16 protein-coding genes are annotated in these 19,912 nt (G+C 62.3%); 12 read left to right on the top strand and 4 right to left on the bottom strand.

All coding sequences use genetic code 11. From position 1 onward, the window contains the following. Positions 1-16: 16 nt before the first annotated feature. Complete coding sequence (gene algW, locus QMX89_RS02995) at positions 17-1,180, bottom strand: Do family serine endopeptidase AlgW (protein WP_282346726.1); 1,164 nt, start codon at positions 1,178-1,180, stop codon at positions 17-19. 114 nt (positions 1,181-1,294) lie between these two features. Here algW and QMX89_RS03000 point away from each other — a divergent pair, with 114 nt between their 5' ends. From QMX89_RS03000 to QMX89_RS03015, 4 genes are all read left to right on the top strand, one after another. Further along, positions 1,295-2,053 (top strand): Nif3-like dinuclear metal center hexameric protein, encoded by a 759-nt coding sequence (locus QMX89_RS03000; protein ID WP_192065152.1) that lies wholly within the window; start codon positions 1,295-1,297, stop codon positions 2,051-2,053. 216 nt (positions 2,054-2,269) lie between these two features. Then, positions 2,270-3,187, top strand: a complete 918-nt coding sequence (gene cysD, locus QMX89_RS03005; RefSeq protein WP_056845033.1) for a sulfate adenylyltransferase subunit CysD — start codon at positions 2,270-2,272, stop codon at positions 3,185-3,187. Between the two features lie 14 nt (positions 3,188-3,201). Continuing rightward, positions 3,202-5,100, top strand: a complete 1,899-nt coding sequence (gene cysN / locus QMX89_RS03010) for a sulfate adenylyltransferase subunit CysN (RefSeq protein ID WP_282346731.1) — start codon at positions 3,202-3,204, stop codon at positions 5,098-5,100. Positions 5,101-5,230: 130 nt separating this feature from the next. Beyond that, positions 5,231-9,835 (top strand): hypothetical protein, encoded by a 4,605-nt coding sequence (locus QMX89_RS03015; protein WP_282346732.1) that lies wholly within the window; start codon positions 5,231-5,233, stop codon positions 9,833-9,835. 107 nt (positions 9,836-9,942) lie between these two features. Here the strand turns inward: QMX89_RS03015 and QMX89_RS03020 are convergent, their stop codons facing one another. Beyond that, on the bottom strand, positions 9,943-10,380 hold the full coding sequence (locus tag QMX89_RS03020) for a DUF1043 family protein (RefSeq protein ID WP_049860598.1): 438 nt from the start codon (positions 10,378-10,380) through the stop codon (positions 9,943-9,945). A 139-nt stretch (positions 10,381-10,519) separates the two neighbouring features. Between QMX89_RS03020 and QMX89_RS03025 the strand changes: the two genes are divergently transcribed. From QMX89_RS03025 to zapE, 3 genes are all read left to right on the top strand, one after another. After that, positions 10,520-11,149, top strand: a complete 630-nt coding sequence (locus QMX89_RS03025; RefSeq protein WP_282346734.1) for an alpha/beta fold hydrolase — start codon at positions 10,520-10,522, stop codon at positions 11,147-11,149. A 34-nt stretch (positions 11,150-11,183) separates the two neighbouring features. Further along, positions 11,184-12,533 carry a tryptophan--tRNA ligase gene (locus tag QMX89_RS03030; protein WP_282346735.1) on the top strand — a complete coding sequence of 450 codons (1,350 nt, stop codon included), beginning with the start codon at positions 11,184-11,186 and terminating at the stop codon, positions 12,531-12,533. Between the two features lie 85 nt (positions 12,534-12,618). Continuing rightward, complete coding sequence (gene zapE / locus QMX89_RS03035) at positions 12,619-13,713, top strand: cell division protein ZapE (RefSeq protein ID WP_049860601.1); 1,095 nt, start codon at positions 12,619-12,621, stop codon at positions 13,711-13,713. A gap of 126 nt (positions 13,714-13,839) precedes the next feature. On the opposite strand, the gene QMX89_RS03040 is transcribed toward zapE, so the two are convergent. Together QMX89_RS03040 and QMX89_RS03045 are read right to left on the bottom strand one after the other, a co-directional pair. Further along, positions 13,840-14,736 carry a GlxA family transcriptional regulator gene (locus QMX89_RS03040; protein WP_282346932.1) on the bottom strand — a complete coding sequence of 299 codons (897 nt, stop codon included), beginning with the start codon at positions 14,734-14,736 and terminating at the stop codon, positions 13,840-13,842. Positions 14,737-15,026: 290 nt separating this feature from the next. Further along, on the bottom strand, positions 15,027-16,067 hold the full coding sequence (locus QMX89_RS03045) for an NADP(H)-dependent aldo-keto reductase (RefSeq protein WP_282346736.1): 1,041 nt from the start codon (positions 16,065-16,067) through the stop codon (positions 15,027-15,029). A gap of 250 nt (positions 16,068-16,317) precedes the next feature. Here QMX89_RS03045 and rplM point away from each other — a divergent pair, with 250 nt between their 5' ends. The 5 genes from rplM (at position 16,318) to QMX89_RS03070 (ending at position 19,841) form a co-directional block, all read left to right on the top strand. Next, positions 16,318-16,746, top strand: a complete 429-nt coding sequence (gene rplM, locus QMX89_RS03050; RefSeq protein ID WP_043186791.1) for a 50S ribosomal protein L13 — start codon at positions 16,318-16,320, stop codon at positions 16,744-16,746. Between the two features lie 14 nt (positions 16,747-16,760). After that, the gene (rpsI, locus tag QMX89_RS03055; protein WP_049860604.1) at positions 16,761-17,153 is read left to right on the top strand and encodes a 30S ribosomal protein S9; all 393 of its coding nucleotides are present in this window, start codon (positions 16,761-16,763) and stop codon (positions 17,151-17,153) included. Positions 17,154-17,284: 131 nt separating this feature from the next. After that, positions 17,285-17,893, top strand: a complete 609-nt coding sequence (gene petA, locus QMX89_RS03060; RefSeq protein ID WP_282346741.1) for a ubiquinol-cytochrome c reductase iron-sulfur subunit — start codon at positions 17,285-17,287, stop codon at positions 17,891-17,893. After that, positions 17,893-19,107, top strand: a complete 1,215-nt coding sequence (locus tag QMX89_RS03065) for a cytochrome b N-terminal domain-containing protein (RefSeq protein ID WP_282346743.1) — start codon at positions 17,893-17,895, stop codon at positions 19,105-19,107. The genes petA and QMX89_RS03065 overlap by 1 nt, the downstream gene beginning before the upstream one ends. After that, positions 19,104-19,841 (top strand): cytochrome c1, encoded by a 738-nt coding sequence (locus QMX89_RS03070; protein ID WP_282346745.1) that lies wholly within the window; start codon positions 19,104-19,106, stop codon positions 19,839-19,841. Before QMX89_RS03065 ends, QMX89_RS03070 begins: the two co-directional genes overlap by 4 nt. The last annotated feature ends 71 nt before the right edge of the window (positions 19,842-19,912 follow it).

Genomic DNA, 19,912 nt, shown 5'->3' on the forward strand with positions numbered 1-19,912 from the left:
CTTTACCCCACAATCGTTAGTTCTCTTCCTTCTTCACCGCCGCCGGCGCCGGTGGCGGGCGCAGGCCCACCTCGGCGTTCAAGGTGAGCTCCTTGCCCTTGCGCATCACCTGGATGGCGATCCTGTCGCCTGGCTTGGTGCGGGCCACCTGATTCATCGACCGACGTCCATCGCCGGCCGCCTCGCCATTGATGCTGAGGATGACGTCGCCCAGTTGCAAACCGGCTTTCTGTGCCGGGCCGCCTTGGAAGACGCCTGCGACCACGATGCCTGGCCGGTCCTTGATGCCGAACGACTCGGCCAGCTCCTCGGTCATCGGCTGCACTTCGATGCCCAGCCAGCCGCGAATCACCTGGCCATGTTCGATGATCGACTTCATCACCTCCAGCGCCAGCTTGGTCGGGATGGCGAAGCCGATGCCCTGCGAACCCCCAGACTTTGAGAAGATCGCCGTGTTGATGCCGGTCAGGTTGCCGTTGGCATCCACCAGGGCGCCGCCGGAGTTGCCGGGGTTGATCGCCGCATCGGTCTGGATGAAATCTTCGTAGGTGTTGAGGCCCAGCTGGTTGCGGCCGGTGGCGCTGATGATACCCATGGTCACCGTCTGGCCTACCCCGAAAGGGTTACCGATGGCCAGGGCGACATCGCCGATGCGGATGCCGTCGGAACGCCCGATGGTGATGGCCGGAACGTTCTTCAGGTCGATCTTGAGCACTGCCAGGTCCGTCTCCGGATCGCTGCCGATCACCCGGGCGAGGGTTTCACGGCCGTCCTTGAGGGCGACCACGATCTGGTCGGCACCTGCGGTCACGTGGTTGTTGGTGAGCAGGTAGCCTTCCGGGCTCATGATCACCGCCGAGCCCAGGCTCGATTCCCAGCGCCGCTGCTTGGGCAGGTTGTCGCCGAAAAAGCGGCGGAACTGCGGATCTTCGAACAGCGGGTGAGCGCCCTTGTTGACCGCTTTGGTGGTGTACAGGTTGGCCACGGCGGGGGCGGCAATCGCCACGGCGTCGGCGTAGGACACCGGGCCCTGGATGACGCTGGCGCTTTGCGGCGCCTGCTGCAGGTTGACGTCCTGGCTGGGCAGGCCCACCCATTGCGGAAAGCGCAGGATAACCAGCAGGGCAATCAATATGCCGGTCAACAGCGGCCAACCAAAGAAGCGCAAGGCCTTGAACATGGGGACAATCCTGGAAGGGAGCGAGGGGCTATTTCTTCGACGCGCAGCGGCGCCATAATGGCCGGCATTATACGGGCGCTTGCGCCGCGCTGAACTGCCTTTGTGGAGACTTTTATGGCTGTGGCACTGAACACGTTGGTCGAAGAAGCCGACCGTTATCTGGGCAGCGCGAAGATCCAGGATTACTGTCCCAATGGTTTGCAGGTGGAAGGGCGCCCGCAGGTCATGCGTATCGTCAGCGGGGTCACGGCAAGCCAGGCGTTGCTCGATGCCGCGGTGGAAGCCAAGGCCGATCTGGTGCTGGTGCATCATGGCTATTTCTGGAAGGGCGAGAACCCCTGTGTGGTCGGCATGAAACAGCGACGTCTGAAGACGTTGCTCAGGCACGACATCAGCCTGTTGGCCTATCACCTGCCGCTGGATGTGCACGCCGAAGTGGGCAACAACGTGCAGCTGGCGCGGCAGCTGGAGCTCACGGTGGAAGGTCCGCTGGACCCGGCCGACAGCCGCGTGGTGGGGCTGATCGGCTCATTGCCTGAACCGATGCACCCGCGCGACTTCGCTCGCCGCGTGCAGGAAGTGCTGGGCCGTGAGCCGTTGCTGATCGAAGGCAGCGAAAAGATCCGGCGCGTGGGCTGGTGCACCGGTGGCGGGCAGGGCTACATCGACCGTGCGATTGCGGCCGGTGTCGACCTGTACATCAGTGGCGAAGCGTCCGAGCAGACTTTTCACAGCGCGCGCGAGAACGACATCAGCTTCATCGCCGCCGGGCATCATGCCACCGAACGCTATGGGGTCCAGGCGCTGGGTGATTACCTGGCACGGCGCTTTGCGCTCGAGCATGTGTTCATCGACTGTCCCAATCCCATCTGATAGCTGGACCGTAGTGCCCGATTCGCGGGCAGAGACCCGCTCCCACATTGCGACCGCGAAGGGGGGGAGCCATGCCGGAACCTCCAAACCACAAGGCATATTGATATACCCCTTCGATCTAACCACCTCCCACGACCCATCCATACGCCGTGTTAAAGTGCCCGGCTCGAACACGGCCCGCAGGCCGTCCATAAAGACTGTATTCCGTGAGTAGCCATGGTCGACAAACTGACGCATCTGAAACAGCTGGAGGCGGAAAGCATCCACATCATTCGTGAGGTGGCCGCTGAGTTCGATAACCCGGTGATGTTGTACTCCATCGGCAAAGACTCGGCCGTGATGCTGCATCTGGCGCGCAAGGCCTTCTTCCCCGGCAAGCTGCCGTTCCCGGTGATGCACGTCGACACCCAGTGGAAGTTCCAGGAAATGTACAAGTTCCGCGATCGCATGGTCGAGGAACTAGGCCTGGACCTGTTGGTGCACGTCAATCCCGAGGGCGTGGCGCAGGGCATCAACCCCTTCACCCACGGCAGCTCCAAGCACACCGACATCATGAAGACCCAGGGCCTGAAACAGGCGCTGGACAAGCACGGCTTCGACGCCGCCTTCGGTGGCGCGCGCCGCGACGAAGAGAAGTCGCGGGCCAAGGAACGGGTCTACTCGTTCCGGGACAGCAAGCACCGCTGGGATCCGAAGAATCAGCGCCCAGAGCTGTGGAACGTCTACAACGGCAAGGTCAACAAGGGCGAATCGATCCGTGTGTTCCCTCTGTCGAACTGGACCGAGCTCGACATCTGGCAGTACATCTACCTGGAAGGCATCCCGATCGTGCCGCTGTACTTCGCCGCCGAACGTGAAGTGATCGAGAAGAACGGCACGCTGATCATGATCGATGACGACCGGATCCTCGAGCACCTCAGCGAGGAAGAGAAGGCCAGCATCGTCAAGAAGAAAGTGCGTTTCCGTACCCTTGGCTGCTACCCGTTGACGGGCGCGGTGGAGTCCGAGGCCGAAAGCCTCACCGACATCATCCAGGAAATGCTCTTGACGCGAACGTCCGAGCGCCAGGGCCGGGTCATCGATCACGATGGCGCCGGTTCCATGGAAGACAAGAAACGTCAGGGCTACTTCTAAAGCAGGGTCAGAACATGTCGCACCAATCCGAATTGATCAGCGAGGACATCCTCGCCTACCTGGCCCAGCACGAACGCAAGGAACTGCTGCGCTTCCTTACCTGCGGCAACGTCGACGACGGCAAGAGCACCCTGATCGGGCGCCTGCTGCACGACTCCAAGATGATCTACGAAGATCACCTGGAAGCCATCACCCGCGACTCGAAGAAATCCGGCACCACGGGTGAAGAAGTCGACCTGGCGCTGCTGGTCGACGGCCTGCAGGCCGAGCGCGAGCAGGGCATCACCATCGATGTCGCCTACCGCTATTTCTCCACGGCCAAGCGCAAGTTCATCATCGCCGACACCCCGGGCCATGAGCAGTACACGCGCAACATGGCCACCGGCGCGTCCACCTGCGACCTGGCGATCATCCTCGTCGATGCCCGCTACGGCGTGCAGACCCAGACCCGCCGGCACAGCTACATCGCGTCCCTGCTGGGCATCAAGCACATCGTTGTGGCCATCAACAAGATGGACCTCAAGGGCTTCGATGAGGGCGTGTTCGAGCAGATCAAGGCCGACTACCTCAAGTTCGCCGAAGCCATCGGCCTGCAACCGACCACCTTGGCCTTCGTGCCGATGTCGGCGCTCAAGGGCGACAACGTGGTCAACCGCAGCGAGCAATCGCCGTGGTACACCGGCCAGACCCTGATGGAGATTCTGGAAACCGTGGAAGTGGCGGCCGATCGCAACTTCGACGACCTGCGTTTCCCGGTTCAGTACGTCAACCGACCGAACCTGAACTTCCGCGGCTTCGCCGGCACCCTGGCCAGCGGTATCGTGCACAAGGGCGACGAAGTGGTGGTGTTGCCTTCGGGCAAGAGCAGCCGGGTCAAATCCATCGTCACCTTCGAGGGTGAGCTGGAACACGCCGGTCCCGGCCAGGCCGTGACCCTGACCATGGAAGACGAGATCGACATCTCCCGTGGCGACCTGCTGGTGCATGCCGCCAACGTGCCGACCGTCTCCGACAGCTTCGAAGCGATGCTGGTGTGGATGGCCGAAGAGCCGATGCTGCCGGGCAAGAAGTACGACATCAAGCGGGCCACCAGCTACGTGCCGGGCTCGATCGCCAGCATCGTGCACAAGGTCGATGTCAACACCCTGGCCGAAGGCCCGGCCAGTGCGCTGCAGCTCAACGAGATCGGCAAGGTCAAGGTGTCGCTGGACAGCGCCATCGCTCTGGACGGTTACGACAGCAACCGCACCACCGGCGCGTTCATCATCATCGACCGCCTGACCAACGGCACCGTCGGCGCCGGCATGATCATCGCACCGGCAGTCGCCACCCAGGGCGGCGAGTCCCACGGTCGCTCCGCTCATGTAACCACTGAGGAGCGTGCCCAGCGCTTCGGTCAGCAACCGGCTACCGTGCTGTTCAGCGGTCTGTCGGGCGCGGGCAAGAGCACCCTGGCCTACGCCGTCGAGCGCAAGCTGTTCGACATGGGCCGCGCAGTGTTCGTGCTCGATGGCCAGAACCTGCGGCATGACCTGAACAAAGGTCTGCCACAGGACCGCGCCGGGCGTACCGAAAACTGGCGTCGTGCCGCTCACGTGGCGCGCCAGTTCAACGAAGCAGGGCTGGTGACCCTGGCCGCCTTCGTGGCGCCGGATGCAGCCGGCCGTGAGCAGGCGCGTGACCTGATCGGTAGCGATCGGCTGCTGACCGTCTACGTCCAGGCCTCGCCGCTGGTCTGCCGCGAACGCGACCCTCAGGGTCTGTACGCTGCGGATCAGGACAACATCCCGGGCGAGTCTTTCCCCTACGATGTGCCGTTGAATGCCGATCTGGTGATCGATACCCAGGCCTCGTCCGTCGAGGAAGGCGTCAAGCGAGTCCTGGATCTGCTGCGCAGCCGCGGCGCGATCTAAGCCTTGCGAAACGACAAGAGACCCCGCCACGGCGGGGTCTTTTGTTTACGGTGACTAACTGTCTACCACCGGGCAGGGCGCTGAACGGTGCCTGATGCGCTTTCATACATTCTTGAAGGCGCCAGCCCCCGTGACCCATCTTCTTTCCCTGAGCGGTGAAATCGCTCGATCCGCCCCCATGGCCAGCAGTGTCAGCAAGCGTTTCGCCAGCCGCCCCTCGTTGCGCGATGTCGCGCTGCAGGTCCTGAAAACACAGTTCGCCGTCCAGTACCCGAAGTTGGATGTGGATTTTTCCCATGTTCATCTGTTCGAGCCCATCGGCCCAACGAGCGCGGCATCGTTCGCGGGGTACCGCAAGCTGTTGCTGGCCGATGCCCTGATCGACCGCTTTCTGCATGATGAAAACATCATTCTCGTTCAGGGCTACCACTTTCTCACTGCACAGGCAGGTGCCGAAAACCCGAGCGCGCTGGCCGTGGACATGACTCAGGTGCAGGGCATCGTCAACGAGTGGGGCCCGCAGATACTGCAAGCCTACAGCGAAGCGTTGTGTACTTACTGGGACGCGACCGAGTCGGCAGGAGGCAATCGCTGGCAATGGCTGGGCAGCGCGCTGCAGTCCAGGCTCCAGCACAGCATCGAACGCGAGCAGACGGCAGGTCGCCTGAGCAACGACCAAGGCGCTACTGCCATGCTGCTGGTCACGATGCCAGGCGCCCGTCAGCGCGCGCTGTACGCTGCAGACACCATCGAAGCGAGCCTGGTCAGTGTCCAGGCCATGGGCGTGCCGTTGCAGCGCCACGCCGAACTCACCCACGCCTTGATCATCCGCCGGCGGGTCGGCAGCCAGGGCGGCGAAGTGTTGCTGATGTACACCCCGGTCAACGGGCTTGAGAGCTTCCCGACCTTACAGGCGATGGCCGATGCATTCGCCATGCACCTGGGGCATGCGGTCACCGGCCCGGCGCTGGAGCTGGCGCTGTATTCGCCCACGGGCAACATCTTCGAGGCGCAGGCCCAGGCCATTCTGGAGCAACAACTCGAAGCGGTGCAGACACTGGGGACTTATTGCCGAACCAATGGCCTCGGGGCAGGGGCTCTGGAGCGGGGCACCGAGCATGTGACATGCCTGTTCGATATCGACAGCGCCGAAGAGCGCGCCCGCCTGCAAGCCGTGCAAGCGGGTTTGCCAGCATGGCTGACGAAGGCCGATGACGCGCAACGCCGAGAGTTCTCGTTGTACCTGGCAACGTTGGCCACCTTGCGCGAACAGCAGCAACAGGCCTCGTTTCTGGACGGCATCCCCACCATCACCGACTTTGCCGAACAAGCGCTGATCAGACAGATCGCCCTGGACCATCCGCATGCAATGCTCGGCGCTGTCGATGACATCGAAGTGCATATCCTGACGGTGCCGAACGCGCAGTTGAGCATCGTCAATGCCGGTGACATGACCTTGGAGGATCATGTCATCAGCCTTGTGGACCTTGCTCTTTACAACCTCTCGGGCCGACCTCAGGGGCGCTTGCTGATCCAGCCCAAGGCGGGTGTCACGCTGCCTGCCTGGGTCGACGAGACCAGTATCCAGGCCTTGGTCACCAGGACCGACGCCGCAGGCGGCTACCTGGCGTTGCTCAAGGAGAAACTGCTGCAGAACCCCGGCGAGTCCACTCGGCGCCAGGCATTGTTCACCAGTCAGTTGCAGTGTCAGTTGCCCATGCTGGCGTTGGAAAACAGCATTCGCGGGCTGTGCGGATTCACCCGCCTGGGCTGGAAGTACGTGGCCGGGGTCATGGAAGTCGCAGGCAACCCTGAAATCGAAGGCATCAGTGTGGGCATTCAGGCGCTCGGCATACTGCCCGGGGCGGACATGAAGGTCGACAGGGTCTGCAACATGTATGTCATCGCCGCCACCGACGGTTCCGGTCTGCAGGTGCTGTACCGCCCGCTCATGCAGCCGACGTTGATCCAATACTCGGACCGCGCGGCTCTGTTCGAGGCCATCGCCGAGGAGGGCGAGGTGCAGCGTAGCGTGCTCGACTGGCTCGATGCCCCGGCCCGTGCCCGATACGCCAACGGTGGCTTTCATCAGCCGCACCTGGTGCGGTTCGGCCAAGGTTCGGACTATGCGCCGCTCAGCGTTCCTGTTGCAGCCACCTTGAAGGGCATCGCCCTGGGTGGCGATGTATTGGCCGAGCTGTACCAGGGCAGCGCGAATGCCCTGATTACGGTGGCTGATCGGCAGTCGATTTCCAGCGAGGAAAGCCGCTGGATCGGTTATCGCGCGCTGGGCTGGACCGTGTTCAACGCGCTCTTGCCCGTTCTTTCGGGACCCTTGGCCACCGCCGGCTGGCTGATCCAGGCCATGGCCGCGAGCAACGTCACGCTGGTCGCGCAGGCCAGCGGCGACAAGACTGCGGCAGATGATCAACTGGTGGACCTGCTCTTCAACATTGCGTTGGTATTGCTGATTCATACCTCCGAGCGGGCCATGGCGATCCGCGAGTTTCGCCAGCCGGTACTGCCCGTACCTGCAAAGGCGGTGGTGACGACGCAGTTATCACTGACACCGGTGCAGGCCTTCGACGCCAACGCGCACCTGAGTTTTTCCTGGGCGCGTGCCCAGCACCGGCTCAGCCCCGAGGATGCCACTGCGTTGGCCAGCTACCGCGTTGCTGCTCCGCAGCCGATGCCCGAGCCCCTGCCACATGGTGCGTTGCGCGGTTTGTACCTGGATGGTGAGCGCTGGTTGTTGCCACTGGAGGGGCATTTCTATCAGGTCATGGTCGATGATGGGCGGGTGCGCATCATCGATGCCGCTCGCCCGCAGACACCGGGGCCCTGGGTGGAGCGCGATGAAGTCGGGCGCTGGCGTCTGGATCTGCACCTGCGTCTGCGCGGCGGTGGACCCAAGCGCAGCATTGCGGCACTGCGGGCAGCCAATCGACAGCGGATGCAGGCCTGTGACCAGCAGATCATTGAATTCAATCAGAAGCGCTCGTCTTTGCACGAACAGGTCAACGCGGTGTTGCGCAAGGTCAACCGTGCCTTCGAGGCTAAGGACAGCGAACGCCTCAGAGGGCTGCGCAATGCCCTGAGCGAGGCGACCGGCAATTATCTGGCCGCGTTGCGCCAGGTACTTGCGGTCAGTCTGGAGCTCAACCAGCTCGAGCCCTACGGCAACCGTGCCAAGGAGCAGGCCAGCCTGCTGTTCCAATTGTGTGAGGTGGGCCAGGAAGAGGTCATCAACCTGCGCTACAAAAGTCTGGATTATCGCGACAGGGCCGATGACATCAGTGCGCTTCTGGACGGCTCAGACATGAGCGAGCAGCAGTCTCGACTGTTTTTCGATTATGTCAGCGACAGTATCGATATCCTCGACAAGCAGGTTCAACTGAGCAAAGAACTCACCCAGTGGAAAGAGCAGCTGCGGCGCATGCCGATCGAAGGCGCGACAGCACTGGAGAAACTGGCCGCAAACTGGATCGAGGCCTTGTCGATCCGACGCTGGATCGGCCTGCTGGTGGATGGCCTGGCGCTGACCAGCATCCGCCATATCGCCACCTCGCAAGTGGCTGATCGGATGATGGACTCGGTGGCCGAGCCGGTTCGCCTGGCGGCGCAGACCCATGCCGCGCTGGAAGAAACCGCCGAATACTCCCTCAACGATCGGGTCGAATTGCTCAACAGTCTGGACCTGCAATATGAGGCTGCCCAGCAATCCCTGGCGTTCTATACCAATGAGCATGGCGAGCAGTTGCACGAGCCTGCGCGTCTGCGCCTGGCCGGCCTGATTCAGGAGTTGCGCGACAGTGCCCAGGCCGCGCTGGTGCCGCTGATCCGCGAACAGTTCAAGATGACCCGCAAGCAGCGCCAGCAGGCGCGTCACAAGAACATCTTCGTGACCCGTCACAGAGGGTTGGTGGTCGGGCAGCGTCGGACCAAGGTTGCCGTCACCGATCGCGACATCGTCGACGTGATCGACCCCATCGAAAAGAAAGTTCTGGCCTCGTTTGGCAAGGATCCGGCACAGGCTGATTGGGAGGCGCTGAAAACACCCGAGGTGGCGCGTCCACGACCGGCGGGCCGCTCGCTGAACGTGGCGATCCGGCGTGGCAACCAGCTGTTGCACGGTGCCGACCAGCAGACCCGTACGGCCTGGAAGGAAGCGCAAAAGCCCTATCTGCCGGTGGAGGTCGAGGATCGGCTACGGCTGTATGCACAGCAGTTGAATGAGGCGGCCGATGCCGTCGAACAGCAACTGACCCGCGACAATGAGGTGGACGAGGCCACCAGCCAGCAGACATCAGCCCATGGTCGCGCGCAGCTGTTTCGTGACAAGGCCGCCGAGTTGATCGAGCAAGGACGCCTGATCCGCATTCATATGGTCAAGTGGCAGCCCCCGGCGGCGGCTCGGGTTGACTACCTGTACCGTCAGGGTGCAGCACGGATCAGCCGCGTGGGGGCTCGCAGCAAGCTCAAACGCTCGCCCGGCTATCTGGAGGAATACCTGGTGGCCGATACGGCGGGAAAACCCTTGTGGTACGCCCACTTTCACTACGCGCATCCACGCGGCCCTCGTGATGCCTACACCGCGGCACACTTGAAAACCGTGGAGCAACGCTTCGACGGAATCGAGAAACAAAAGACCGACGAAGCAACCCACGGCAAATGGATCGGGATACTGCGCAGCGAAATCGCGCCGCCTTACGATGAAGTGTACCTGGCGCTCTGAGCCTGGCGCTCGGCCCATCGTTGGCCGGGGCATGAAAAAAACGGGGCCTGATGATTCAGGCCCCGTTTTTTTTTGCCGCATTCTTCACACTGATCGAACGGGCCGCCTTACTTGCGCTTCAGGCCGTATTGCTCGTCCAGCATGCCAGGCGAGTTCGCTGCCTTGGGCGCATAGTCGCGAGGTGGCTCGGCATCGCGCGGCGGTGTCAGGCGCTCGCGGTGGGGCTGCGGCGCGTCCGAATGCAGGGCGGCGAGCAGGCGCTGGCGAGTGAGTTCGTCCAGGGCCAGACGGTCGGCGCCTTCGGCCAGGTGGTCCTGCACTTCCTGATAGCTCTGGGTCAGTTTCTTGACCAGGATCGCGGTGCTGTTGAAATGGGTGACCACCTCGTTCTGGTAGGTATCGAAACGTTCCTGGATATCATCGAGCTGACGCTGTGTGCCATTGGGCACGGCACGGGGTGCCAGGCGCGCGACGGCAAAACCGATGACCACACCGACCACCAGGGCCAGGGTTGGCAACAACCAAACTAAGAGCGAGAGTTCCACGAGTCCTTCCTCTATAAACGGCTTTGCTTTACGTTAACGGCTCGGACCTGCGCTGTATACCGCGCACTTGCGCAATTTCACAGGCCAGAATCTTCCAGCTAGACGAGTCGACCCCTGTTGGGGTCACGGAGTTCACCCCTTGCTCATCCGCGAAACCGCAGTTTTCATCGACGGCCCGCAGGGCCCACTCGAAGCGTTGTACCTCGACACCGCCGATGCTACGGGCATCGCCTTGATCTGCCACCCCAATCCGGTACAGGGCGGGACCATGCTCAACAAGGTGGTGTCCACCTTGCAACGCACCGCTCGCGATGCCGGCATGCTGACGCTGCGCTTCAACTACCGCGGCGTCGGCGCCAGCGCCGGAAGCCATGACATGGGCAGCGGCGAAGTCGGCGATGCCTGGGCCGTGGCCCGCTGGCTTCGAGCGAAACACCCCGAACTGCCGCTGACGATTCTGGGCTTTTCCTTTGGCGGTTTCGTGGCAGCCACCCTGGCCGGCCGCCTGGAGGCTGAAGGCGAGGCGGTGCAGCAGTTGTTCATGGTCGCTCCAGCGGTGATGCGGCTAACCGAGCGCTTGCCGCAGCAGGCCACGTTGACCGTGATCCAGCCGGATGCCGACGAAGTGGTCGATCCACAGCTCGTCTACGACTGGTCCGACAAGCTCGAGCGCCCCCACGAGCTGCTGAAAGTGGCAGAATGCGGGCACTTTTTCCACGGCAAGCTGACCGACCTCAAGGATCTGCTGCTGCCGCGTCTTTCGAACTGATGCCCGTCCACGGCTCCTGAACAAGAATCGACCCATGACCACTCGTATCCTGACCGGTATCACCACCACTGGCACGCCTCACCTTGGCAACTATGCCGGCGCCATCCGCCCGGCGATCGTTGCCAGTCGCCAGAGTGACGCTGACTCGTTCTATTTCCTGGCCGATTACCATGCCCTGATCAAATGCGATGACCCGCTGCGTATCCAGCGCTCGCGTCTGGAAATCGCGGCCACCTGGCTGGCGTCGGGTCTGGATGTGGAGCGGGTGACGTTCTATCGGCAGTCCGATATCCCGGAAATCCCGGAACTGACCTGGCTGCTGACCTGCGTGGCCGCCAAGGGCCTGCTCAACCGCGCCCATGCCTACAAGGCGTCGGTGGACAAGAACGTCGAAACCGGTGAGGACCCCGATGCCGGCATCTCCATGGGCCTGTACAGCTATCCGGTGCTGATGGCCGCCGACATCCTGATGTTCAATGCGCACAAGGTGCCGGTCGGCCGCGACCAGATCCAGCACGTGGAGATGGCCCGCGACATCGGCCAGCGCTTCAACCACCTGTTCGGCAAGGGCCGCGAGTTCTTCGTCATGCCCGAGGCGTTGATCGAGGAAAGCGTCGCCACCTTGCCCGGCCTGGACGGGCGCAAGATGTCCAAGAGCTACGACAACACCATTCCGTTGTTCACCAGCGCCAAGGACATGAAAGACGCCCTCTCGCGCATCGTCACCGACTCGCGCGCGCCGGGCGAAGCCAAGGACCCGGACGATTCGCACCTGTTCACCTTGTTCCAGGCCTTCGCCACGCCTGAGCAGAGTGCCGAGTTCCATGCCGCACTGCGTGAGGGGCTGGGTTGGGGCGAGGCCAAGGCGCGCCTGTTCAACCTGCTCGATGCCGAGCTGGGTGAAGCCCGCGAGCGTTATCACCACTTCATCGAGCGCCCGGCGGAACTGGAAGACATCCTCCTGGCCGGCGCCGCCAAAGCGCGAGCCGTTGCCACGCCGTTCCTGGGTGAGCTGCGCGAGGCGGTGGGGCTGCGCTCCTTCCGCGAGCAGGTGCAGGTGACCACGGCAGGCAAGAAGAAAGCCGCCAAGGCTGCACGCTTCGTCAGCTTCCGTGACGACGACGGCAGCTTCCGCTTCCGTCTGCTCGACGCCAGCGGCGAGCAACTGCTGCTGTCGCGCAGCTTCGCCGACGGCAAGGCGGCCGGGCAGGTCAGCAAGCAATTGCAGCAGGGCGGTGAACTGGACATCCGCAGCGATGCCGAAAGCTTCACGCTGTGGCTGGACGACACCTGCGTGGCCGATGGCCCGGCGTTCACCACGACAGAGGCCCGCGATACCGCCATTCAGGCGTTGCGCAAGGCACTGCAGCCCCAAGGGGAGTGATGCGACACCCTGTCGCAAAGCTCATTGCCATTATCCTGGGCCGTCGCTACAGTGACGGCCCGTTTTTGTTGCCTTGCTAACGAATATGACGCCCCTAGAACGATACCAAGCCGATCTCAAACGTCCCGAATTCTTCCACGACGCCGCCCAGGAAAATGCCGTCCGCCACCTGCAGCGTCTGTACGACGATCTGGTCGCCGCCGGGCACAGCAAACCTGGCGTGTTCGGCAAGCTGTTCGGCAAGAAGGAACCCAAGCTGGTCAAGGGGATTTACTTCTGGGGCGGCGTCGGCCGCGGCAAGACCTACCTGGTCGACACCTTCTTCGACGCCTTGCCGTTCGAGCAGAAAGTGCGTACGCACTTCCACCGTTTCATGAAGCGCGTGCACGAGGAACTGAAAACCCTCAAGGACGTGAAGAACCCGCTGACGGTGATCGCCAAGCGGTTCTCCGACGAGGCGCGGGTGATCTGCTTCGACGAATTCTTCGTTTCGGACATCACCGACGCGATGATCCTGGGCACCTTGATGGAAGAGCTGTTCAAGAACGGCGTGACGCTGGTGGCGACCTCCAACATCGTGCCTGACGGCCTGTACAAGGACGGTCTGCAACGAGCGCGCTTCCTGCCGGCGATCGCGCTGATCAAGGAGCACACCGAGATCGTCAACGTCGACAGCGGCGTCGACTATCGCCTGCGTCACCTGGAGCAGGCCGAGCTGTTCCACTCACCGCTCAACGAAGCCGCCCAGGCGAGCATGCGCGAAAGCTTCAAGGCGCTGACCCACAACAGCACCAAGGTGGTCGAGAACGACCCCCTGATGATCGAGAATCGCGAGATCCGCGCGCTGCGCACCTGTGATGATGTGGCCTGGTTCGAATTCCGCGAGCTGTGCGACGGCCCACGCAGCCAGAACGACTACATCGAGCTGGGCAAGATCTTCAATGCCGTACTGCTCAGTGGTGTCGAGCAGATGAGCGTGACCACCGACGACATCGCTCGCCGCTTCATCAACATGGTCGACGAGTTCTACGATCGCAACGTGAAGCTGATCATCTCGGCTGAAGTGGAGCTCAAGGACCTGTACACCGGTGGTCGCCTGAACTTCGAGTTCCAGCGCACCTTGAGCCGCCTGCTGGAAATGCAGTCCCACGAGTTCCTGTCCCGAGCGCACAAGCCCTGACAGACCGCAGCGCCCGATTCGCGGCCGCTGACCGCTCCTACAATTGTCCGTGGGAGCGGTCAGCGGCCGCGAATAATTCCCCGTAGGAGCGGTCCGTGGCCGCGAAGGGCGCACCGCGATGCTTCCTCAAGCCGCCTGCATGAACTGCTGCCGATAGCCATTGGGCGACAGTTCGGTGTGCTGGCGGAACAGCCGCGCGAAGAAGCTCGCATCGTCGTACCCCACTTCATAGCTGATCGTCTTGACGCTCTTGCGGGTACCTGACAACAGGCCCTTGGCAGTTTCGATGCGCAGCCGCTGCAGGTAATGCAGCGGCTTGTCGCCAGTGGCGGCGTGGAAACGACGCATGAAGTTGCGGATGCTCATGCCGCGCTCGCGGGCTACGTCCTCGAAACGAAATTTCTCGGCGAAATGCTCTTCGAGCCATTGCTGGATGTGCAGGATCGGCACGTCACGGTGCAGCTTCTGGCCACCGAAGCCAATGCGTCCAGGCGTATAGCTGCGCTGCACTTCGTACAGGGTGTCGCGTGACACCGCCTGGGCTACATGAGCGCCACAGAACCGCTCGATCAGATGAATGTACAGGTCGCAGGCCGACACCGGCCCACCGGCACAGAAGAGGTTGTCCGCGTCGGTCAGGTGCTTGTCCTGATTGAGGCGAACGCCGGGAAAGCGATGCTTGAATTCTTCGAAGAAGCGCCAGTAGGTGGTCGCTTCCTTGCCGTCCAGCAGGCCGCTGGCAGCCAGCCAGAACACGCCGCTGGCCTCACCGCACAGGACCGCGCCGCGGCCGTGTTGGGCGCACAGCCAGGGCAGCACCTGCGGGTAGCGCGCCGCAGCACTGTCGAAGTCGCCCCAGCAAGCGGGCAGGATGATCAGGTCGGCGTCTTCCAGACCACCGTCCACCGGCAGCATGACCTCGCTGAAACTGCGCACCGGCAGCCCGTCCGGGCTGACCAGGCGGGTCTCGAAGAGCGCATGGCGGTCCAGGCCCAGCTGCTTGCCGTAGCGCAGGCTGGCCATGTGGAAGAAGTCCTTGGCCTGCATCAGGGTCGAGGCCATGACTTGATCGGTGGCCAGAATGCAGACGCGCCGCAGCGCAGGCGTGTGGGGCGTGAAGATCATGATTTTATTCTTGTGGGGTGAAAGCGGTCAGGATATGGCCGAAGTGCCGCTGGATTCAAGCGAGGTCGCGAAGGGGAAGGGTATTGATCCCTTTGCGGCCGCTGACCGCTCCTACGAAAGATGTTCAGATCCCTGTAGGAGCGGCCAGTGGCCGCGAAGAGGCCATCAGCAACAGCAGCAATCGAAAGTCACGGCGCCGGATTCGGCTGCGCCTTGTGGATCGCCTCGATACCCGCCAGCACCTCTTCGGACAGTTGCAGATCGATGCTCGCCAGGTTGCTGTCCAGTTGTTCCAGCGAGGTCGCGCCGATGATGTTGCTGGTCACGAACGGCTGCGCGGTCACGAAGGCCAGGGCCATCTGCGCCGGGTCCAGACCGTGTTCGCGGGCCAGCGCCACGTAGCGGCTGGTGGCAGCGATGGCCTGGTCGTTGGCGTAGCGGGTGAAACGGCTGAACAGCGCCAGACGGCTGCCGGCCGGACGTGCGCCGTTCTCGAACTTGCCCGAAAGCATGCCGAACGCCAGGGGCGAGTAGGCCAGCAGCCCGCACTGCTCACGGATCGCCACTTCGGCCAGGCCGACCTCGAAGGTGCGGTTGAGCAGGTTGTACGGGTTCTGGATGGACACCGGGCGGGGCAGGTTGCCGCTGTCGGCCAGACCCAGGAACTTCATCGTGCCCCACGGCGTTTCGTTGGACAGCCCGACATGCCGGATCTTGCCGGCCTTGACCTGTTCGTCGAGCACCTGCAGGGTTTCCTGCAACGGTGTGTCGAGGTGGTCCTGGGTGTGCTGATAGCCCAGCTTGCCGAAGAAGTTGGTGCTGCGTTCCGGCCAGTGCAACTGATAGAGGTCGATCCAGTCGGTCTGCAACCGCTGCAGGCTGGCATCCAGGGCCGCGACGATGTGCTCGCGGTTGAATTTAAGCTGGCCATCGCGGATATGGCTGATGCCGTTGCCGGGGCCGGCGATCTTGCTCGCCAGGATCCAGTCGGCGCGGTCGCCCTGGCGCTTGAACCAGTTGCCGATCACCCGCTCGGTGGCGGCATAGGTTTCCGGACGCGGTGGCACGGGGTACATTTCCGCCGTGTCGAGGAAATTGATGCCGGCCGTCTTGGCCCTTTCTATCTGCGCGAAGCCTTGCTCCTCGGTGTTCTGCTCGCCCCAGGTCATCGTGCCCAGGCACAGCGCGCTCACGTTCAGATCGGTACGTCCCAGCTTGCGATAGTGCATCGGTGACTCCTCTTGGCAAAGGAATCATAAAAGCAGGTTGATATTTTTTTCGCAATCTGGATAATTCGGCCCCTCTCTGTGAAGTGGAAGTGATGCCCCCCTCCCGGAAGAATTTTGCCGTGTATGTGACGCGAAGACCCGAGCCCCCCAAAAGTGTCCCGTGCCCGGCTGCCTTTGACTTGTCAAAGTAAGCACTATTCAGTAAGATCCGCCGTCTCTTTTTGCTGGGCGGCCCCTGAGGCTATAAAGAATGAAAACTTTTACTGCTAAACCGGAAACAGTAAAGCGCGACTGGTTCGTCGTTGATGCTGCTGGTCAGACCCTGGGTCGTCTGGCTACAGAAATCGCGAGCCGTCTGCGTGGCAAGCACAAGCCTGAGTACACTCCTCACGTTGACACCGGCGACTACATCGTCGTCATCAACGCCGAGCAGGTGCGTGTCACTGGTGCCAAAACCACTGACAAGATCTACTACTCCCACTCCGGTTTCCCGGGCGGTATCAAGTCGATCAACTTCGAAAAGCTGATCGCCAAGGCGCCAGAGCGCGTGCTCGAGACCGCGGTTAAGGGCATGCTGCCCAAGAACCCGCTGGGTCGCGACATGTACCGTAAGCTGAAAGTCTATGCGGGCGCTGCTCACCCTCATACTGCTCAGCAGCCCCAAGAACTGAAGTTTTAACGGAATAGTTCATTATGTCGGCGACTCAAAATTACGGCACTGGCCGTCGCAAGACCGCAACCGCTCGCGTTTTCCTGCGTCCGGGCACCGGTAACATCTCCATCAACAATCGCACTCTGGACACCTTCTTCGGTCGCGAAACTGCCCGCATGGTAGTTCGCCAGCCGCTGGAGCTGACCGAGAACACCGAGAAGTTCGACATCTACGTCACCGTCATCGGTGGTGGTGTCAGCGGTCAGGCCGGTGCGATCCGTCACGGTATCACCCGTGCACTGATGGACTACGACGAAGCACTGCGTCCGGCCCTGCGTAAAGCAGGCTTCGTGACTCGCGATGCTCGTGAAGTTGAACGTAAGAAAGTCGGTCTGCGTAAAGCGCGTAAGCGTCCGCAGTACTCGAAGCGTTAATTCGCGTCTTCGTTCCAGAAAAACCCGGTTCTCGCGAGCCGGGTTTTTTTTCGCCCGTCAATCCGTCAAAGGCGCTGGTACACTGCGCGCTGGACAATGCAGATGCCTGTTGCAGCAGGCTAAGGTAGAGGATGGCGGACGAGCAGGGCGGGGTGTGTGACATCGACCAGGGTCGCCGTCGCTTTCTAGTCAGAACCACGGCGCTGGTGGGCGCTGCCGGTGCGGTCGGCGCAGCGGTGCCGTTCGTGGCTTCATGGCAACCCAGCGCCAAGGCTCGCGCCGCAGCAGCGCCGGTCAAGGTCAACATTGCCAAGATCGAGCCTGGGCAGCAGATGGTCGCCCGCTGGCGTGGCCAACCCGTATTCATCTGCCGGCGCACGCCACAGGTACTCGACAATCTTGCCCACGACATTGACCATCTGGCCGATCCCGAATCGCGCGATTCGGACCAGCCAACGTATGTCGACGCCGCGTTGCGCGCCATCCGGCCCGAGGTGCTGGTGGTGGTCGGCATCTGCACCCACCTGGGTTGCTCGCCCACCTTCCGGCCCGAGGTGGCGCCAGCCGACCTGGGGCCGGACTGGCAGGGCGGGTATTTCTGCCCCTGTCATGGCTCGCACTACGATCTGGCTGGGCGTGTCTACAAGGCACAGCCCGCACCCTTGAACCTCGCCGTGCCACCGCATTACTACGAAAGTGCCGATGTGCTCGTGCTGGGCATCGATGGGGAGAGTGCCTGATGCGAGGCCTGTTGCAGTGGATCGAAGCGCGCCTGCCGGTGGGCAGGGTGTGGCGCAACCACCTGAGCCAGTACTACGTCCCGAAGAATCTGAGTGTTTTCTACATTTTCGGATCTCTGGCGCTGCTGATGCTGCTCAATCAGTTGCTCACCGGCATCTGGCTGACCATGAACTACACGCCCACGGCCGAGGGAGCTTTCGCGTCCATCGAGTACATCATGCGCGACGTCGAATATGGCTGGCTGCTGCGCTACCTGCATTCCACCGGTGCTTCGGCATTCTTCATCGTGATCTACCTGCACATGTTCCGCAGCCTGCTGTATGGCTCCTATCAGAAACCGCGCGAGCTGGTGTGGGTGTTCGGCATGTCGATCTATCTGCTGCTGATGGCGGAGGCCTTCATGGGGTACCTGTTGCCGTGGGGGCAGATGTCGTACTGGGGCGCGCAAGTGATCATCTCGCTGTTCGGTGCCATCCCTATCGTGGGCGCCGATCTGGCCCAGTGGATCCGCGGCGACTACCTGGTCTCGGGCGTGACCTTGAACCGTTTCTTTGCCTTGCATGTGGTGGCCTTGCCGCTGCTGATCGTGGCGCTGGTGGTGCTGCACATTCTGGCGCTGCACGAGGTGGGCTCGAACAACCCCGACGGCATCGACATCAAGCGCCTGCGCGACGCGGACGGCAAGCCGCTGGACGGCATTGCCTTTCATCCCTACTACACGGTCAAGGATCTGCTCGGGGTGGCGGTGTTTCTGTTCGTGTTCAGTGCCGTGGTGTTCTTTTTTCCGCAGATGGGCGGGTACTTTCTGGAACCGGCCAATTTCGAGCCCGCGAACGTGCTCAAGACGCCGGAGCACATTGCCCCCGTCTGGTACTTCACCCCGTTCTACGCGATTCTGCGCGCCGTGCCCGACAAGCTCATGGGCGTGTGCGCCATGGGCCTGGCGATCGCCATTGTGTTCGTGCTGCCCTGGCTGGACCGCAGTCCGGTGAAGTCGATGCGCTACAAGGGAGGGTTCAGCCGCGCTGCATTGGCGTTGTTCTGCCTGGCGTTCGTGGCGCTGGGCTACCTGGGTATGCAACCGGCCACGACCGCCACGATCTGGGCGGCGCGGGTGTGCATGGTGCTGTACTTTGGCTATTTCCTGGCGATGCCGCTGTACACGCGTCGGGAAATCACCCGGCCGGTGCCCGATCGGATTCCAAGCCGATGAAAGCGCTGATTGCATTTGTGCTGCTGCTGTTGTTGTCGCCGCTGACGGTCCTTGCGGCACCCGTCCCCTCTGGCGTGCAACCTATGGTGATCGACGTGATCGACATGACCGACAAGGCTGCTTTGCGCGACGGTGCGAACACCTTTGTCGGCTATTGCATGGGCTGCCATGGCACGCAATTTCAGCGGTACCAGACGGTGGCCGACGATTTGGGCATACCCTATGAACAGATGTTGCAGACCTTGGCGCCAGCAGGGGCGAGTATTGCCGACCCCATGCAGACACGTTTGCTGCCGGAAGATGCCAAGGCCTGGTTCGGCGCCGAGGTCCCCGACCTGACCCTGATCGCTCGCGTGAGGGGTACCGACTGGCTGTACGCCTACCTGCAGGGCTTCTACGCCGACCCGGCGCGGCCCTGGGGTGTGAACAATACCGTCTACCCCAACGTCGGCATGCCTAATGTGCTGGAAAGCCTGCAGGGCCGTCAGGTACTCGACTGTGCCGAGCCGACGGCGCAACCGTGCACGCGTCTGCGCGTCACACCCGGTACCGGTAGCCTCGACGCTCGGCAATTCGACGACAAGGTCAGGAACCTGGTGGCGTTCCTGGCCTACTCGGCCGACCCGGTACAGACCAAAAGCCGGCAGATTGGCTTGTACGTATTGCTGTACCTGGCGGTGCTGATCCTCCTCGCTTACTTGCTGAAACGCGAATACTGGAAGGACGTGGGTTGAAAGTGCGGTAAACTTCGCGGCTTGCTTGCGTCCCCTGCTGGGGTCGCTCGTTTTTGCATTCATACTCTATA

The sequence above is a fragment of the Pseudomonas sp. PS01301 genome, from assembly GCF_029960215.1.
GTDB lineage: Bacteria > Pseudomonadota > Gammaproteobacteria > Pseudomonadales > Pseudomonadaceae > Aquipseudomonas > Aquipseudomonas coleopterorum.

Excerpts from the sequence above, each read along its gene's own strand:
- algW (WP_282346726.1), bottom strand. The coding sequence starts at position 1,180 with ATGTTCAAGGCCTTGCGCTTCTTTGGTTGGCCGCTGTTGACCGGCATA.
- QMX89_RS03000 (WP_192065152.1), top strand. The coding sequence starts at position 1,295 with ATGGCTGTGGCACTGAACACGTTGGTCGAAGAAGCCGACCGTTATCTG.
- cysD (WP_056845033.1), top strand. The coding sequence starts at position 2,270 with ATGGTCGACAAACTGACGCATCTGAAACAGCTGGAGGCGGAAAGCATC.
- cysN (WP_282346731.1), top strand. The coding sequence starts at position 3,202 with ATGTCGCACCAATCCGAATTGATCAGCGAGGACATCCTCGCCTACCTG.
- QMX89_RS03030 (WP_282346735.1), top strand. The coding sequence starts at position 11,184 with ATGACCACTCGTATCCTGACCGGTATCACCACCACTGGCACGCCTCAC.
- zapE (WP_049860601.1), top strand. The coding sequence starts at position 12,619 with ATGACGCCCCTAGAACGATACCAAGCCGATCTCAAACGTCCCGAATTC.
- QMX89_RS03040 (WP_282346932.1), bottom strand. The coding sequence starts at position 14,736 with ATGGCCAGCCTGCGCTACGGCAAGCAGCTGGGCCTGGACCGCCATGCG.
- QMX89_RS03045 (WP_282346736.1), bottom strand. The coding sequence starts at position 16,067 with ATGCACTATCGCAAGCTGGGACGTACCGATCTGAACGTGAGCGCGCTG.
- rplM (WP_043186791.1), top strand. The coding sequence starts at position 16,318 with ATGAAAACTTTTACTGCTAAACCGGAAACAGTAAAGCGCGACTGGTTC.
- rpsI (WP_049860604.1), top strand. The coding sequence starts at position 16,761 with ATGTCGGCGACTCAAAATTACGGCACTGGCCGTCGCAAGACCGCAACC.
- petA (WP_282346741.1), top strand. The coding sequence starts at position 17,285 with ATGGCGGACGAGCAGGGCGGGGTGTGTGACATCGACCAGGGTCGCCGT.
- QMX89_RS03065 (WP_282346743.1), top strand. The coding sequence starts at position 17,893 with ATGCGAGGCCTGTTGCAGTGGATCGAAGCGCGCCTGCCGGTGGGCAGG.
- QMX89_RS03070 (WP_282346745.1), top strand. The coding sequence starts at position 19,104 with ATGAAAGCGCTGATTGCATTTGTGCTGCTGCTGTTGTTGTCGCCGCTG.